Source organism: Pseudoalteromonas sp. NFXS53 (assembly GCF_056629255.1).
The window spans coordinates 72,462-87,833 of record NZ_JBWVBR010000010.1 but is presented as its reverse complement, the minus strand read 5'-3'; the positions used below and the strand labels follow the sequence as shown (position 1 = coordinate 87,833).

Sequence of the window (15,372 nt, the reverse complement as noted above, 5' to 3'; positions counted from 1 at the left end):
CTCAAAAACAAAAAGCCACACTCATCTCGACTGTGGCTTTGAAATTTAACGATAAAAGAAATTAGATAAACCCGAGTGTATGCTGATTGAAATTAGCCAAGTTCGGGAAGATATCGACCAGCTCAGAGTCAGGCACGCCAAACCATCTTGCTAAGGTTGCAAAATATTGTTCATTAGCGACTTCGGGAATAAGCCGGCCACCGCGCGTATCTCTCGGTCCATTAAGGTGTTGAGTCAGTAACTTGCCGTACAAATCACCACCGTTCACCGCGCCCCCCATGACAATATGGTTTCCAGCCCAACCGTGATCTGTACCATTACCATTTGACGTTAAGGTTCGACCAAATTCACTCATGGTAAACGTAGTGACATTATTTTGCTGATTCAAATAAGTCATGGCTTGGTTAAACTCAGACAGTGACTGAGATAATTGGCCTAGTAATGAGGCATGACTGCGGTTTTGATTACCATGGGTGTCAAAGCCACCCATAGAAACATAAAACACTTGGCGCTTACAGCCTAGTTGAGATTGGATCGAAATGGTGCGTGCGATTGTGCGCAATCGCCTCGACAACACACTGCCTGAAAATACCCCATCAATCGGATCAGACTCTTGTAACGCCAGGTTCATCGCTGATGTTTTGTCTATCGAGGCTTTCACGCGAGCACCATAAGCTTGACCTAGTGGGTTTTTCTGCCCGGTTAAAACTCGGTTAAATAAACTGCTAACATGCTCATTGCGCTCCTGACGACCACTTAAGGCATTGATCTGACTTATACCATTAGTGCTCAAACTAAATGGCATGCTATTTACACTGGTTTGCCAGTGATTCATACCCGAGAGTGAAATATTGCCACCAAATTGCTCCGCTTGCTCAAGGCGCTCTAATAATCGAGCCCCCCAGCCAGTATTAATTGAACTTTGCTCTTTACCATACATCCAGGTCGCTTGCTGTTTGTTGTGTGAGAATAAATGCAAAGGTAACGGCACTGATTTATTGATCACGTCCTGCTGCGTTGTAGGCGCGATAAGACTGCCAACCCCAGTCACAAAAGCCAATTGCTTTTCAGCAAATAAGTTTTGTAATGGAGCCAGAGAATTATGCAAACCTACGCCCCCCTCTTGCGAAGTCTCTGGCGCTAAAGCCAGCGGATTAGCAATCGCTAAATTTTGTCGACTTGATTCATATAAACTACGCGCTTCACCTTCCAGCGGCACCAACATATTTAGCGAGTCATTTCCCCCCGATAAAAATACACAGACCAGCGCTTTGTAATCACCGTCATCAATCGCAGTTGAACCTTGAAATGCTTGCAGTTGCAGCTGTGTTAAGGCGGCCATTGATACACCGCCTTTTAAACACATGCCTAAAAACTTTCTTCTATCCATGATATTGCTCCTATTGCTGCAAGCTGTATTCAGCTGAGACAGTGATTAAAAAGATAATGTAAGAAAGCCTTAAGTGGCTTTCACTCGAAGAGAAGTAAGCGTCCATATCGTAAATCGCTTGGCGCATTTCTTCTGACATTGAGCCTGCAAAAAACAAGGTGTCGTATTTATCTATCACCGCATTCAAACCATAGTTTGCCAATAACGCCATGTCTTCTGACATATATAAGTAGATGCGGTTTTCATACAAGCTATCATAGCGCTCTGCGACACGGCTGCTAAATTCATCAAAATGGCTGTTCAAGGTATTGATGACATATGCGTCATTGGCGATTTGTAACTCAGGTGCGAGCAACTCTGATCCCGACAGCTCTTGCGGTTGGTGATCCGGTTGATAAAAGTTGAATACCGATGTTGATTGCAGCGGTCCTTGACCAAACATCAAGGGTAAATTGCCCGTAAAATAAAAATTGTTAAGTGCTTTCGCATCGAATACACGCCATAAATGTACCTGTTTTAATAACGGCTCTTTCACTTTGCCAAAGTACTCAAGTGGCGCGCCAAACTGTCTTGCTTCTGCATCTAAATAGATGGCTTTTACGACTGCTGCTAAATCACCTTTTACGCCTTCACCATTGTCGTTAAACACTTTGGCGACACGCTCAACATAACCAGGACTTGGATTTGATGTGATTAATTTTAAGATCAGTTGCTTACTAATATAGGGCGCAACATTTGGGTGTTCAAAAATGGTATCAAGGGCGATTTTTAACGATTCCTCTGGCCCTGTATTCTCAGGGATCACTACGCCATTGAGCAAATGCTTTGCTGCAGTCGAATGATATTCTTCGAATGGGCTCATGGGTATTGAGTGGTTGTTACTTGGGCGGTTCCAAAACTCACTGGCACCAAATGTCCAACCCGTAAATACTTTCGCGAACCCTTCTATATGCTCTTGGGTATAAGCTGGAATAGGCAATCCATTTTCATCTTTTTTGGCCGTACCATTGAGTTCTAGCTCATTCAAACCCAAACTAAATAACTGCAGTAACTCACGGGCATAGTTTTCGTCGGGTCGAATGTTGCGCTCTTCATCGGCCTTCTCATTATTGAGATGATCTAGATAAATGCCCATCATGGGCGATAAGGTAATGGTTTCGAGTAAGTCTCTAAAGTTACCAAATGCATGTGTCTGCAACATATCGTAGTAACTCACCATACCCTTAGGTTGATTGGCTAACGAATTATTGTAATCAGACACCACAAAGATTTGACTCATGGCATATGCCACACGCTGTCTAAGCTGATCTGGCGCATTGATTGTGCCTTTCCACCAGGCATCAATGCGATTAATTTGAATTGGATAATCGCGGTTTGGATAGTTTTCCAAATAATCAACATGGTAGGTTATTGGCAACTGCACTTGTGCTTCAATCCACTGCTGAGCACTCATGCCCTCCGCGGCTAAGATTTCTTCATATCTTGGCCCAACTCCAGCCTGATGCAGCAAACGAGCAGCTTGCTCTCTACCCATGACTGTTTTAGCAGTAAATGCAAATTCTTGACTTGCCTGTGCACCATGCTCATCGGTCACCGTTAATAAAAAACGATACGTTTCGTCAAAGCCGTTAATAGGCTGAGGAATTTCGAAAGAGATCTCGGCTTGGGCTGATAATGTCACAGTCTGCCCAGCTAATTGTTGCCATTTATAGCTAAGCGTATCACCGTCTGCATCACTGGCATTGGCTTTTATCTCGACTTGCTGACCATGGCTAACTTCTGTCGGAGAGGTTAGCTTTATGACAGGGGTTTTATTCTCTGACGCTGAATTATCGCCATTATCACTGCCACTATTGTCATTGCCGCCATTATTTCCATTATTATTATCTGACCCATCCGTGCCACCATTAACCGGTGTTGTTGTGGGATTATCTGATACGGGTGTATCCTTACTCGTGTTTGCTTCATTGCCACCGCCGCATGCAACTAAGAAACAGCTCGTAAGGATAGCAATTGCTATGCGCTTACTCATCTTTATGCCTTAGTACTGATTAAAAACAGCAAAACTTTAGCATTAGAAATTTAATTTTACGCAATTATTTTGTATGACTTTTATTCAAGTTTCTGGTCATACCTGAACAAGTAAGTAAGTGCTTTTTGTTCCCACTTTAAAAATAGGGACTTTAACCTGAACAATAGGTTAATTAGACCAAACAAATAAATTTAATTTGCATGTAGTATTTGGTTACTACCCAATGCCACCCAGCTTTATTTATTATTCAACGCATCAATGAGACAAGTAACTCTCCAGATTAAAGTAAGGTTTTTCTCACTACCAGAGGGTTTAGTCATCGCTTAGTAGTAGATTGAAATAAATTCGACAGCCGGCTGGTCTTCATCATTCGCTAAACGCTCTAATTACTGCCAAGCATGAACTTTAGTAACTTCTTTTTGAATACTTAATTAACGTTATGTTGTTTCAAATAAATCTTGCTGCACAAAATAGAAGAGTTCACACAATAGATAGGTATTTTAAACGTGGCAAAAATGATCCACAGTATGATCCGAGTTTTGGATGTAAAAAAGTCGACGCAATTTTACCAAGATATACTCAACTTAGAGATAAAGCGTACCTTAAACTTTAACGGTTTTGACCTACATTATTTAGGTAATCATGAAAGTGATTTTGAGCTAGAGCTTACCGTTAATCATGATAAAACCAAGCCATACATTCTTGGTGATGGTTATGGGCATCTGGCATTTAGCGCACAAAATATAGAAGCGCTGCATGAAAAAGCGGTAAAACTAGGTTACCAACCTCGCCCCATTAAGTCTTTTTATAATGATGATGAACTCGTCGCTAAGTTCTTTTTTATTGCCGATCCTGATGGCTATGAAATTGAAGTGATAGAACGCTCTGAGGCTTATCACTAGGGCTTATTTACCTTGGTAATGAGTTTATAAAGTCAAAAGCTTCCAACACCCCATAAAGAAAAAACCACCTAGCGAGACAACTTGCTAGGTGGTCCTGGGCAGTTATTTTTAAGCGTGAATATGCTTCAAATCAAAAATCGCACTTAAGTAACTTCATCGGCTTATCTGCTGCCATAACACACCCTCTCGCTTCATCCGATGCAGCCTTACATTGCTTCAACATATCAGATTTACTTGGTGCATTTTCTTTTAAAACTGATTTAGCATGGGCGACAACTTTATCGCACTCACTCTTTGGGACAGACTCAGCCTTAGAACATGCTGTTAGTAAAAAACCACAAAAAGAAAGGACTGCTAACGTGCTAATTAATTTCATATCTGTACCCTACGTTCATGAATATAAAGAGTATAGTTGGAAATCTCCAAGTCGCCAAAAATTATTATACCGATCCTCTTAATTAGGCTATCTATTTTGAGGATTGGTATTACTACTATTTGAATATCAAAAATTCCCCTCTGTCATCAGACTAAATTGTTACCAGATTTGTATTTCGCTAGAAAACAACATCACCACCCTTTATGCTCATTTAACCGTCATTTCATCCAAGGTTGGTTATGTCTAAACTATCTTTCGGACTGCTGACAAGCAGCTTTATCGTTTTGCTTTTTCATACGAGTATTGCTTACTCGAAAGAAAGGGAGCGACGCGCGCCACCGCGTAAACTCACGACAGAGCAAGCTCGCGTTGCAGCTAATAACTATCAAAAATACTGCGCGCTGTGCCATGGTGAAAACCGCGAAGGTCATAAGAACGATCATGCCCCATCGCTTCGCAGCAAAAGCCTGATGGAATCAGGCGTGGCACATCAGATATTGAGGCCTATGCAATATGGCCGAGAAGGCACAGCGATGGGCGGCTATCTAGATGAAGTAGGCGGCCCTATGACACTTGCTGAAACCTGGGATTTAACTTATTGGCTTTTTGAGCAGGCAGGATACGACAGGCTTAAATTTTCAACCAACCCAGTACAGGGCGATATAAAACGTGGTGAAACTGTTTACCAAAAAGAATGCGCAAGCTGTCATGGTAAACAAGGTGAAGGCATTACTGCACCTGCACTGATGAATCAGTCAGCCCTTGCCCATAATACCGATGAGTTTATTCGCTATGCCATTCAAGAAGGTCGACAAGACACGCCAATGCAAGCATTCAAAAATAAGCTATCACCCGCTGACATTAATAATATCACCGCATTTTTACGCAGCAAATCAATGGGGCTGGTCGAAGAAAAACCAGTCCTTAGAGCTCTACCAGAGCCTAAAGATTATATTGTTAACAAAGCGGGAGAAGACCCTAACTTTGATTTGAAAGATGGCATGTATGTACTTTCAAAAGATCTCAATGAAGCACTCAATTCAAAAAAACGCATGGTATTGCTAGACACTCGGGTAACTTCAGTCTGGCAAACAGCACACATAGAAGGTGCTATCCCCTTTCCCTATTATGCTGATTTAGATGAGACCGTTGCTGGAATTCCTAAAGACGTACAAATAGTCGCCTATTGCTCTTGCCCTCGCGCCGCTGCAGATCACACCATCAATCGCCTCCGTGCTAGGGGTTACACTCGCACAGCCGTATTGTGGGAAGGTATTTTCGGCTGGATGCACTTGGGCTACCCAGTAAGAAGAGGTGATATTAGCGGCGTAAATGATTAAATTTTGATTGTTACATCACTTTACAAAACGCCATTAGATTTGAGTGATTAACTTATTCCAAAGGCGTAAACTAAATATTCAAAACTGATAAATTTCAAAGGACGACACCTATGAAAAAAGCATTTACGATTAGTGCACTGGCATTAGCACTTGCAGCTTGTTCACAAACATCAAATAACAACACACAAGCAAGTGCAACGAACGCGCTTGCACCACTTGATAAGCTTGCTGTTAGCCCGAATGATCAACGCGGCTACAGAACTTTAAAGTTAGAAAATAACATTGAAGTCATTTTGGTGTCTGACCCTTCAACTGAGAAATCTGCAGCGGCATTAAACGTCGGTGTCGGTCTTTTACAAGATCCAATGACGCAACAAGGTATGGCGCACTATCTTGAGCACTTACTTTTCTTAGGCACAGATAAGTATCCTGAAACAAACCAGTACAAAGAATTCTTAACCGAAAATGGCGGTGTTTCTAACGCATCAACTTGGTTAACTTACACAAACTATATGTTCAAAGTGAACAATGACGCTTATGACGAAGCGCTTGATCGTTTCTCTGATTTCTTTAAGTCACCAAAGCTTTACCCTGAATACACAGAAAAAGAAATCAACGCCGTTAACGCTGAGTGGTCAATGCGCCGCGAAATGGACTTTTTCGGTCAGTTCAAATTATCACGCGATATGATGGGTGAGCACCCAGCTAACCGCTTCTTAATCGGTAACCTAGAAACATTAGGCGATAAAGAAAACAGCAACCTTCACAAAGAAACCGTTGAGTTTTACAACAAGTACTACTCTGCGAACATCATGAAAGTGGCGCTGATCAGCAATGCTTCACTAGATGAAATGGAAAAGTTAGCGAAGAAACACTTTTCACCGATTAAAGATAAAGGCATCGAGAAGCCGCAGGTTAAGCAAGAAATTAACTTTGCAGAGTTAGGCGGTAAGAAAATTTACTACAAGCCTAACCAAGACTTAAAGCAACTAAAACTTGATTTCACCATTAAAAACAATCAAGACCAGTTTAAGTTCAAACCAAATGCATTTGTGTCTTACTTACTTGGCTCTGAAATGCCTGGCACACCAGCGCAGCAGCTAAAAGCATTAGGCTGGATCAGTTCATTGAATGCTGGCGGTACACCAAATCATTATGGTAACTACGGTGAAATGTCTATTACCCTAAACCTGACTGATTTAGGTATGCAGAACCGTGACGAAATCGTTGCCATCATCATGCAGTACATCGACCTAGTTAAAGAAAAAGGGGTTGATGAGAAATATTACAAAGAAATCAAAACTTCGCTTGATAACGAGTTCCGATTCTTACAAAAAGTCGACGAATTCAGTTATGCCGCTCAGTTAGTTAACAGCATGCAAGATTACCCGCTGAATTACAGCATCAACGCGCCATACTATTTTGGTCAATTCAATGCCAAAGCGGTTGATGACGTTTTATCACAGTTAACCCCTGACACACTGCGTATTTGGTATACCAGCAAAAACGAGAAAGTCGATCAGAAACAGCATTTCTATGCGGGTGAATACCGCATCGAAGACATTGCTGAGAGCGAAATTGCAACTTGGAAAAAACCAACTCAGGTGGCATTAGCACTACCAAAAGTAAATCGTCTATTACCTGAAAACTTCGACCTAAAAACAGCGGGTATGAAGCAATCGACCGCTGAGCTTAAAGTTGAAAAAGACGGCGTGAAAGTGTGGCACTACCCAAGTCAATTATTTGCAGAGCAACCAAAAGGTATTTTAAAAATTGACCTAAATGCCGGCGAAGCAAATGCAGATATCGAAACCCAAGTGTCTCTCGCACTTTGGTCAGATCTATACAACCTACAGCAAAGCTTATTACAAGCTGAAGCAAGTGTTGCGGGTATCAGTACGCGTGCAACAACGAGTAACGGTATGAGTCTGTTATTGAACGGTTTCACTGATAAGCAAAACTTGCTGCTTGCTGAAATGCTGTCTGACCTCATTCCTGAGGTGACGGAGACGAACTTTGCCCAAGCCAAAGATCGCCTTATTCGTGGTATCAATAACGCACAAAAGCAATTTACTGTTCGTCAGTTGTTCCCTGCCCTTCAGAATTTAACTGAAGCCAATAACTTTGAAGATGACGCGTTAATCGCAGCAGCAGAAAAGTTAGATGTAGCGACTTTCAAAGCACGCTTAGAAAAGCTGGTGAAGGCAAACCAACCACGTGTATTTGCATTTGGTAACTACAATCAAGATGATTTAGAAAACGTTGCAGAGGTTATCGGCAAAACACTTGGTAGCAACCACACGCAAACAAGCTTTGCAAAAACCAAAACCATTGCACCATTACCGCAACAGGTTTTGAGCTATCAAAAAGATACCGCAGCTGCTGATAATGGCTTATTAGATATTCATGTTCATCGTAAAGCTGGCTTCAAACAAAAAGCCATAGCGAACGTATTGGCTAAGCACTTCAGCCATGAGGCGTTTAACCAATTAAGAACTGAAGAGCAACTAGCTTACGCCGTAGGTGCGTTCTACTACCCAGTTGATGACTATGCAAGTATTGGTCTATATATCCAATCACCTGTCATGGACCTAGTGCAAGCGCAAAAACGTTTTGATGACTTCAAGATAGAGTACAAAGCCAAGCTAGATGCACTGACACCTGAGCAATTTGCAGCAATTAAGCAAGGCGTACTAGTAGGCCTGACGCAAGCACCTAAGAATATGTATGAAGAAGTCTCTCCTATCTTCTCTGATTGGTATAAAGAGAACTGGAATTACGATTCTAAGCAACAAATGATCACCGAAGTTCAGAACGTGAAACTGGCTGATATCAAGCAGTTCTACAACGAAACGTTAGCTAATCCAAAAGCGTCTCGTATCAACGTACAACTGCGTGGTGCAAACTACCAAGACAAGCCGTTTGCTGAGATTAAAGGTCAAACGAAGATCACTGACATCGCTGAGCTTACTGGCAAGGTCAGTTACCAACTTTAAAAGTAATTGTAAGCCCATCAGGGCTTGCTCCTACTCATATGCCCTCAAGGGTTAACCTAACGGTTAACCCTTTTTTATTTCTTGGTAGAAGCAACCTCACTTTTTGTGAAAGGTTGTAAATATTAACAAGGAGTTAAAGGCATGGTTACAAGCATGGTCTAGGCTGAATATTGAAACAACATGGAGATAATAAAATGATAAAAACAGCCAAAGCACACATGCAAGAAAACCTCAGCGTAGACATGAATCCAATGCTAGACATTGTTTTCATCTTATTAATCTTTTTTATTGTAACCGCCAGCTTTAACAAAGAAGCTGTATTAGACATCGAACGAAACAACTCACCAACATTGTCTATCACACCTAAAGTGACTCCACAGTTCACCATAGATGCCAACAACAAGGTGTATTTAAATAATCGCCAAGTTGAAATTGATGCAATTAATGTAAATATCGCCAAACTCGCTGCCAATGCAGACATCACCGCAATCAGTGTTAGAGCCCATGAAAACAGCCAACACAATACGCTGGTCGCTGTTTTAAATGCGATAAAAGAGCAAACCTCAGCGCCAGTGGCACTGGGTGAAGTGTTAGCGAACTAGTAAAAAGTTTCATAATTAGAACATAGGGGCCTAAACAGCCCCCACCTCTGCACTTATTAAAACGCGACTTCTCGCTCACCCGCTTTTACCGCATCTAGTATTCGAATTACTTGATTAAGTTTCATCGCTTTAGGCACAGAGTAAGAGTCATTCGCCTCGCGTAGTGCCTGTTTTGCTATCTTGAAAAAGTCTTTTTCTAGCAGGCTATCCAGAGACTTTTCTATTTGTAGTTCATCAGACAATTGATCGATACGCTTAATAAAATTGTGCGCTAACTGCTGCTCTGAGCCCTCCCCTGAAATTGCGCTTTCTATTTCGGCCAATTGCTTTAAACAATGTGGTTTATTGAATCTTAATACCCTCGGTAACACCACGGCATTGGCTAAACCATGGGGTGTATTGTAATGCGCACTGAGCTGATGAGAGATGGCATGCACATAGCCTAATCCTTGTTTACTAAACGCATAACCTGCCATAAACGAGGCAAGCGCAACCATTTCCCGCGCTTCTAAATCCGCACCGTTTTTATAAGCACGAGGTAAATACTCGAGCAATAAACGAATTGCAGTTAATGCATCACTTTGTGCATCATTAAAATGTACCCGCGCAATATAAGCTTCAATGGCATGAGTCAGTGCATCCATACCGGTATAAGCGGTGATCGCAGGCGGTAATGAAGCGAGTAAATCAGTGTCGAGACCTGCCGCGAGTGGCACAAAATCTGGGTCTAAGAAGAACGCTTTTTGATGGGATACTGGGTCGGAGATCACCGCAGCAACCGTTACTTCAGAGCCAGTACCTGACGTAGTTGGCACCGCAAACATAGGGAGTGGCTTGTTTCTTACGCGCATCATGCCAATGAGTTTTTTAGGTTTGTTGCCATTGGTAAGCGCCGCAGCAACCACTTTGGCAATATCAATCGCAGAGCCTCCGCCGACGACAAAGATACCATCAGCCTGAATACTCTGAGCCAAAGTTATGCTGTTTTCAACTTCTAGCATGGTCGGATTAGGCACAACTTCATCAAAGACGGTAAATTGACAATTGGCATCTTTTAAAAGCTGCGTTAATGCAGACAGTTTACCGCTTTGCGTCATAAAGCCATCGGCAATGATCAAAGGTCGCTGTACACCGCTGTTCATCATTAGCTTAGCCAGTTTAAGCATCGCGCCACTGCCCGTTATCAAGGTGGGTTTGTTAGCAGGAAAAGCCCCCGCTAGAAACTTAATCCCCCATTTATTAATTGCAGCACGCATAACAAAACTCCCTTGTAAAAAATATGACTTAAATAGATTAATTACTCAACAATAAACTAGCTAAGCCTGAGTCTCAAGCCATGCTATACTCTCGCCAATCAATTTTAGTAATTCAAAGAGCCTGACCTTGACGCAACAGCTATTTTCTCAAACATCCCTTTCACGCGATTTGTTAGACAACCTAGAATCATTGGGTTATCAACACATGACAGACATTCAAGCGCAAACACTGCCGTTAATTTTAGCAGGCAAAGATGTGATTGGTCAGGGCAAAACAGGCTCAGGTAAAACAGCCGCGTTTTCTTTAGGTTTATTGCATAACCTCAATGTAAAACGTTTTCGTGTGCAGTCGCTGGTCGTATGTCCAACGCGCGAATTAGCCGACCAAGTTGCAGTTGAAATTCGCAAACTTGCGCGCGCTATTCACAATATTAAAGTACTCACTCTCTGCGGCGGTGCGCCAATGGGCCCACAAATTGGTTCGCTTGAGCATGGCGCCCATATTGTTGTTGGTACACCGGGTCGTATTGAAGAGCATTTACGCAAAGGTCGTTTAGACTTAAGCGAAGTAAATACCTTTGTACTAGATGAAGCCGACCGCATGCTAGAAATGGGCTTTGAAGACGCCATTGAATGTATTATTGAGCACTGTCCTGCACAACGTCAGAACTTACTGTTCAGTGCCACATTCCCGCCTAAAATTGAGCAACTGGCTAAGCACGTTATGACTGCACCAGAAAAAGTGACGGTCGAAGCAAGCCACGATCACAGCAATATCATGCAGTATTTCTATGAAGTAGACAATAACGATGTGCGCTTAGATGCAGTACAAAAGCTATTGCTTGAATTTCAACCAAACTCAGCGGTGATATTCGCTAACACCAAAGCTGAGTGCCAAGCGGTATGTGATGAATTACAACAACTTGGGTTTGACAGTGCCGCCCTTCATGGCGACCTAGAACAAAAAGACCGTGACCGAACGCTTGTGCGCTTTGCCAATAAGAGCTTAACCATTTTAGTGGCCACCGATGTTGCTGCACGCGGTATTGACGTTGACCATGTTGAAATGGTGATCAACTACCATATTGCCCATGACCCTGAAGTACACGTGCACCGAGTTGGCCGAACTGGTCGTGCTGGTAACACGGGCATTGCATGTTCACTGATGAGCTATAAAGAGTCTCATAAAGTAAATGCCTTAGAAGATTATTTAGATATCACCATTGAGCCGAGTGACCTGCCAAGTGATGCCGTGTTTAACAATCCGATTACCCGTGCACCTATGGTGACACTACAAATTGATGGCGGTAAAAAAGCCAAGCTACGCCCGGGCGATATTTTAGGTGCTTTAACTGCGAATAATGCGCTTAAAGGCAGCCAAATCGGTAAAATTAAAGTGACGGCCATGGCCTCTTTTGTTGCTGTTGAACGAAAAGTTGCAGGCAAGGCCTTAAACGTGATTGGTGAAGGTAAAATGAAAGGCCGCAACTTCAGAGTGCGTAAAATCAATCGATAGTTTAAGCGTATAAAACAATCAAACTGCTACGATATGCACAAAAATCGTAGCAGTTCTTTTTAATCTTCATTTATTACCTTCCCCCTTTATCTAGCAAAACACATATAACCAAAAAGAATTAATTAGACCTAAAAGAAATATGATATATTATCACTCTTTTTTTGAATGAGATTATAAACAGAGTGTTATGAATCAACTCACATTAGAAAACATCATTGCCAAACGTCATTGGTTGGGATTATTTGCCATAGCAGTCAGCATCATTGCTTGGACGGTAGAATTAATGGGCGCCGTGTATGTATGCCCATATTGTCGAACACAACGCACTGTTATCGGTTTGCTTGGCATTATTATGATTTTGCCATTTGTGCATCATTTTCTGACGAAATATTTGGCGTTAGTATTGGGGTTCTTTGGTGCAGTAGTGGCGGCAAATCAGCATTTTATGGGCTGGAAGAAAATTTCAGCAGGTAAATTCTCTTTCAATGAAAATATTTTTATCGACCCTTTCTTACTTTCAGGTGGCGCGCTATTTTTCATCATTGGTTTAACTGCACTTATTTTGCATACTCAAAAAACAAGTAGCTAACTGTTTACATTGCACCGTCTCGATAAAAGGCTTCTCATACTCTGAGAAGCCTTTTATAGTTTAGCTTGTTAACTTAATAATTTAATAAGCGCCGGCACTATAGATCAGTTCATAGCTATGGCTATAAATTTCTAATATATTGCCAAACGGGTCTTCCATATAAATCATGCGATAAGGCTTTTCACCCGGATAATAGAAACGCGGTTTTTCCATTCGCTTTTTACCACCCGCAGCCACGATTTTTTCAGCTAGTTCTTCAACATTAGGATCTTGCACACAGAAGTGGAAAATCCCAGTCTTCCAATACTCAAAATTATCTTCAGGGTTTTGTTGGTTTTTAAACTCAAAAAGCTCCACACCAATGCGGTCACCTGTAGACAAATGCGCGATGCGAAAACGCTCCCATCCAGCACCAAATACGTCAGTACACATTTCACCAATGGCACTGTCATCTTCTGTGATTTCGGTTGGTTCCATAATCAAATACCAACCTAACACCTCAGTGTAAAACTTAACGGCTTGCTCCAGATCTGGAACAGAAATACCAATATGTGAAAAGGTTCTTGGGTAAACTGCGCTCATAATGTTCTCCTGTAAAGTACAGGAAATAGTCTACGCAATCGGCTACCATTATTTGAAATTATAAATTCTTATATTTTTAAGTAGATTTACTAATGATAAACCCAATCTTCTTGCGTACCTTTTGCACACTCGTCGAAACCAAGCACTTCACTAAAACCGCTGAACAGCTTTTTATTACTCAGTCGGCAGTCAGCCAACATCTCAGAAAGCTCGAAGACCTGTTAGGCGAACCGCTTATTCAAAAAACAGAGAAAGGGTTTGTGCTTACGCCAACCGGTGAGCAAACCTATCAAGAAGCAAAGACAGTCGTTGCCACTTTGCAAGGCTTTAAAGAAAAAGTAACCACAGACTCAGAGCATGTTGGTGTAGTAAAGATTATGTCACCAGGCAGTATAGGTTTACGCCTCTACCCAAGATTATTAGCGCTGCAAACACAATTTCCTGAGCTCATCATTCACTATCAGTTTGCGCCAAACAGCAGCATTATTAAGGCGTTGCAGCAAGGTGACATCGATATTGGTTTAGTCACCGAACATGCAAACTCAAGCCTACTGAACTTCGAAGAGATTGCTCAAGAACCTCTGCAATTAGTACTTCCCGCAAAGGTCAAAAACCCCTCGTTTGTTACTCTAAAACAGCTTGGTTTTATTAACCACCCTGATGGGCATCACCATGCCAATCAACTGCTCAAAGCGAACTTTGCTGAATTCACGCATATACAGGATATTAAAGAGCGTGGTTTTTCAAACCAAATTGGCTTGATCTTAACCCCTGTAAGCATGGGGCTTGGCTTTACTGTTCTACCTAAAAGTGCAGTAGCAAGCTTTGCAGAACCTGAAAAAATTCATATTCATGAACTCGCTAAGCCAAGTATGGAACCCATTTACCTCGTTAATCAAAACAAAAAGCACATTGCCAAACGGTTATTATTCGTGCACGACAAAATTAAAGCATTACTGCAAAACTGACGTGCTTTGTAACAAATATGGACTTTTAATTTTAGATTGCTTCTCTTAATCTGGGTACATAAAGAGAAGGAGACAAAGTATGAAAGACTTGCAAAAACTCGTAGGTAGTCTTAACAAATCAGGTGCACTAAGTGGCTTTTTAGGAGGCGTCGCCGGCGGCGGTTTAACCAGCTTAGTCAGCGGTAAGAAAAGTAAAAAGACCGGGAAAAAAGCTGTTAAATATGGAGCTATTGCTGCGGTAGGTGGTCTTGCTTGGAAAGCTTATAAAGAATATTCAGAGCAAAATAAAGCTGCACAACAGCAAGCTGATAGTCGCGCTTACGACAACGCCATGAATAAGCGCAGCCATAACCAAGCGCGCCAAGAGCATACTCCGCAAGGTCGTACTTTTGACTTCACGCCAGCTTATATGCCTGAACAAAGCTTTGAACAAGTGGTTGAGGATGAGTCGGGCTCAGGCCAACTAATTATTATGCGCGCCATGATAGCCGCGGCTTATGCTGATGGTCATATTGATGAAACTGAGCGCCAGAAAATCTTTGCGCAAGTTGAAACCATGGAGCTGACCGTTAACGAAAAAGCCATGTTATTTGATGAGTTAAGAAAACCAATGACACTCTCAGAATTAGTGCAATCAGTGCCTGATGCACAAACAGGCATTGAGGTTTATGCCGCGAGTGTCAGCGCCATTGATTTAAACCAGCCTATCTCAGGGCAATACCTTGAGGCATTGGCCAATCAACTTTGTCTACCTCGAGAGCTGGTGCAATCTATCCATCATCAGTTAACTGTATACTAGTTTAAATAAAAGCGAGTTCGCTCG

General features: G+C 42.0%; 13 protein-coding genes. 8 read left to right on the top strand and 5 right to left on the bottom strand.

Annotated features, from left to right (window positions below; translation table 11 throughout):
• Positions 1-61 precede the first annotated feature (61 nt).
• Both AC1HJP_RS12315 and AC1HJP_RS12310 read right to left on the bottom strand, forming a co-directional pair.
• On the bottom strand, positions 62-1,390 hold the full coding sequence (locus AC1HJP_RS12315; protein WP_480362081.1) for a DUF1501 domain-containing protein: 1,329 nt from the start codon (positions 1,388-1,390) through the stop codon (positions 62-64).
• A 10-nt stretch (positions 1,391-1,400) separates the two neighbouring features.
• Positions 1,401-3,422, bottom strand: a complete 2,022-nt coding sequence (locus AC1HJP_RS12310; RefSeq protein ID WP_480362080.1) for a DUF1800 domain-containing protein — start codon at positions 3,420-3,422, stop codon at positions 1,401-1,403.
• Between the two features lie 515 nt (positions 3,423-3,937).
• Here AC1HJP_RS12310 and AC1HJP_RS12305 point away from each other — a divergent pair.
• Complete coding sequence (locus tag AC1HJP_RS12305) at positions 3,938-4,324, top strand: VOC family protein (protein WP_480362132.1); 387 nt, start codon at positions 3,938-3,940, stop codon at positions 4,322-4,324.
• Between the two features lie 130 nt (positions 4,325-4,454).
• Here AC1HJP_RS12305 and AC1HJP_RS12300 read toward each other — a convergent pair whose 3' ends face one another.
• A complete protein-coding gene (locus AC1HJP_RS12300; RefSeq protein ID WP_480362079.1) occupies positions 4,455-4,700 on the bottom strand; it encodes a hypothetical protein in 246 nt (81 codons plus the stop codon).
• Positions 4,701-4,939: 239 nt separating this feature from the next.
• Between AC1HJP_RS12300 and AC1HJP_RS12295 the strand changes: the two genes are divergently transcribed.
• The 3 genes from AC1HJP_RS12295 to AC1HJP_RS12285 all read left to right on the top strand — a co-directional run bounded on the left by AC1HJP_RS12295 (position 4,940) and on the right by AC1HJP_RS12285 (position 9,638).
• Positions 4,940-6,040 (top strand): c-type cytochrome, encoded by a 1,101-nt coding sequence (locus AC1HJP_RS12295; protein WP_480362078.1) that lies wholly within the window; start codon positions 4,940-4,942, stop codon positions 6,038-6,040.
• A 110-nt stretch (positions 6,041-6,150) separates the two neighbouring features.
• Positions 6,151-9,036 carry an insulinase family protein gene (locus AC1HJP_RS12290; protein WP_480362077.1) on the top strand — a complete coding sequence of 962 codons (2,886 nt, stop codon included), beginning with the start codon at positions 6,151-6,153 and terminating at the stop codon, positions 9,034-9,036.
• A gap of 194 nt (positions 9,037-9,230) precedes the next feature.
• Complete coding sequence (locus AC1HJP_RS12285; RefSeq protein WP_480362076.1) at positions 9,231-9,638, top strand: ExbD/TolR family protein; 408 nt, start codon at positions 9,231-9,233, stop codon at positions 9,636-9,638.
• Positions 9,639-9,694: 56 nt separating this feature from the next.
• Here the strand turns inward: AC1HJP_RS12285 and AC1HJP_RS12280 are convergent, their stop codons facing one another.
• Positions 9,695-10,894: an iron-containing alcohol dehydrogenase gene (locus AC1HJP_RS12280; protein WP_480362075.1), complete on the bottom strand. Its 1,200-nt coding sequence runs from the start codon at positions 10,892-10,894 to the stop codon at positions 9,695-9,697.
• Positions 10,895-11,021: 127 nt separating this feature from the next.
• Here AC1HJP_RS12280 and dbpA point away from each other — a divergent pair, with 127 nt between their 5' ends.
• Complete coding sequence (gene dbpA / locus AC1HJP_RS12275; RefSeq protein WP_480362074.1) at positions 11,022-12,410, top strand: ATP-dependent RNA helicase DbpA; 1,389 nt, start codon at positions 11,022-11,024, stop codon at positions 12,408-12,410.
• Positions 12,411-12,597: 187 nt separating this feature from the next.
• Positions 12,598-12,999 (top strand): disulfide bond formation protein B, encoded by a 402-nt coding sequence (locus tag AC1HJP_RS12270; RefSeq protein WP_480362073.1) that lies wholly within the window; start codon positions 12,598-12,600, stop codon positions 12,997-12,999.
• Positions 13,000-13,080: 81 nt separating this feature from the next.
• Here the strand turns inward: AC1HJP_RS12270 and AC1HJP_RS12265 are convergent, their stop codons facing one another.
• The gene (locus AC1HJP_RS12265) at positions 13,081-13,581 is read right to left on the bottom strand and encodes a lactoylglutathione lyase family protein (protein ID WP_480362072.1); all 501 of its coding nucleotides are present in this window, start codon (positions 13,579-13,581) and stop codon (positions 13,081-13,083) included.
• 92 nt (positions 13,582-13,673) lie between these two features.
• On the opposite strand from AC1HJP_RS12265, the gene AC1HJP_RS12260 reads away from it, so the two are divergent.
• Both AC1HJP_RS12260 and AC1HJP_RS12255 read left to right on the top strand, forming a co-directional pair.
• Complete coding sequence (locus AC1HJP_RS12260; RefSeq protein ID WP_480362071.1) at positions 13,674-14,549, top strand: LysR family transcriptional regulator; 876 nt, start codon at positions 13,674-13,676, stop codon at positions 14,547-14,549.
• Positions 14,550-14,628: 79 nt separating this feature from the next.
• Positions 14,629-15,348: a tellurite resistance TerB family protein gene (locus AC1HJP_RS12255; protein WP_480362070.1), complete on the top strand. Its 720-nt coding sequence runs from the start codon at positions 14,629-14,631 to the stop codon at positions 15,346-15,348.
• Positions 15,349-15,372: the final 24 nt, after the last annotated feature.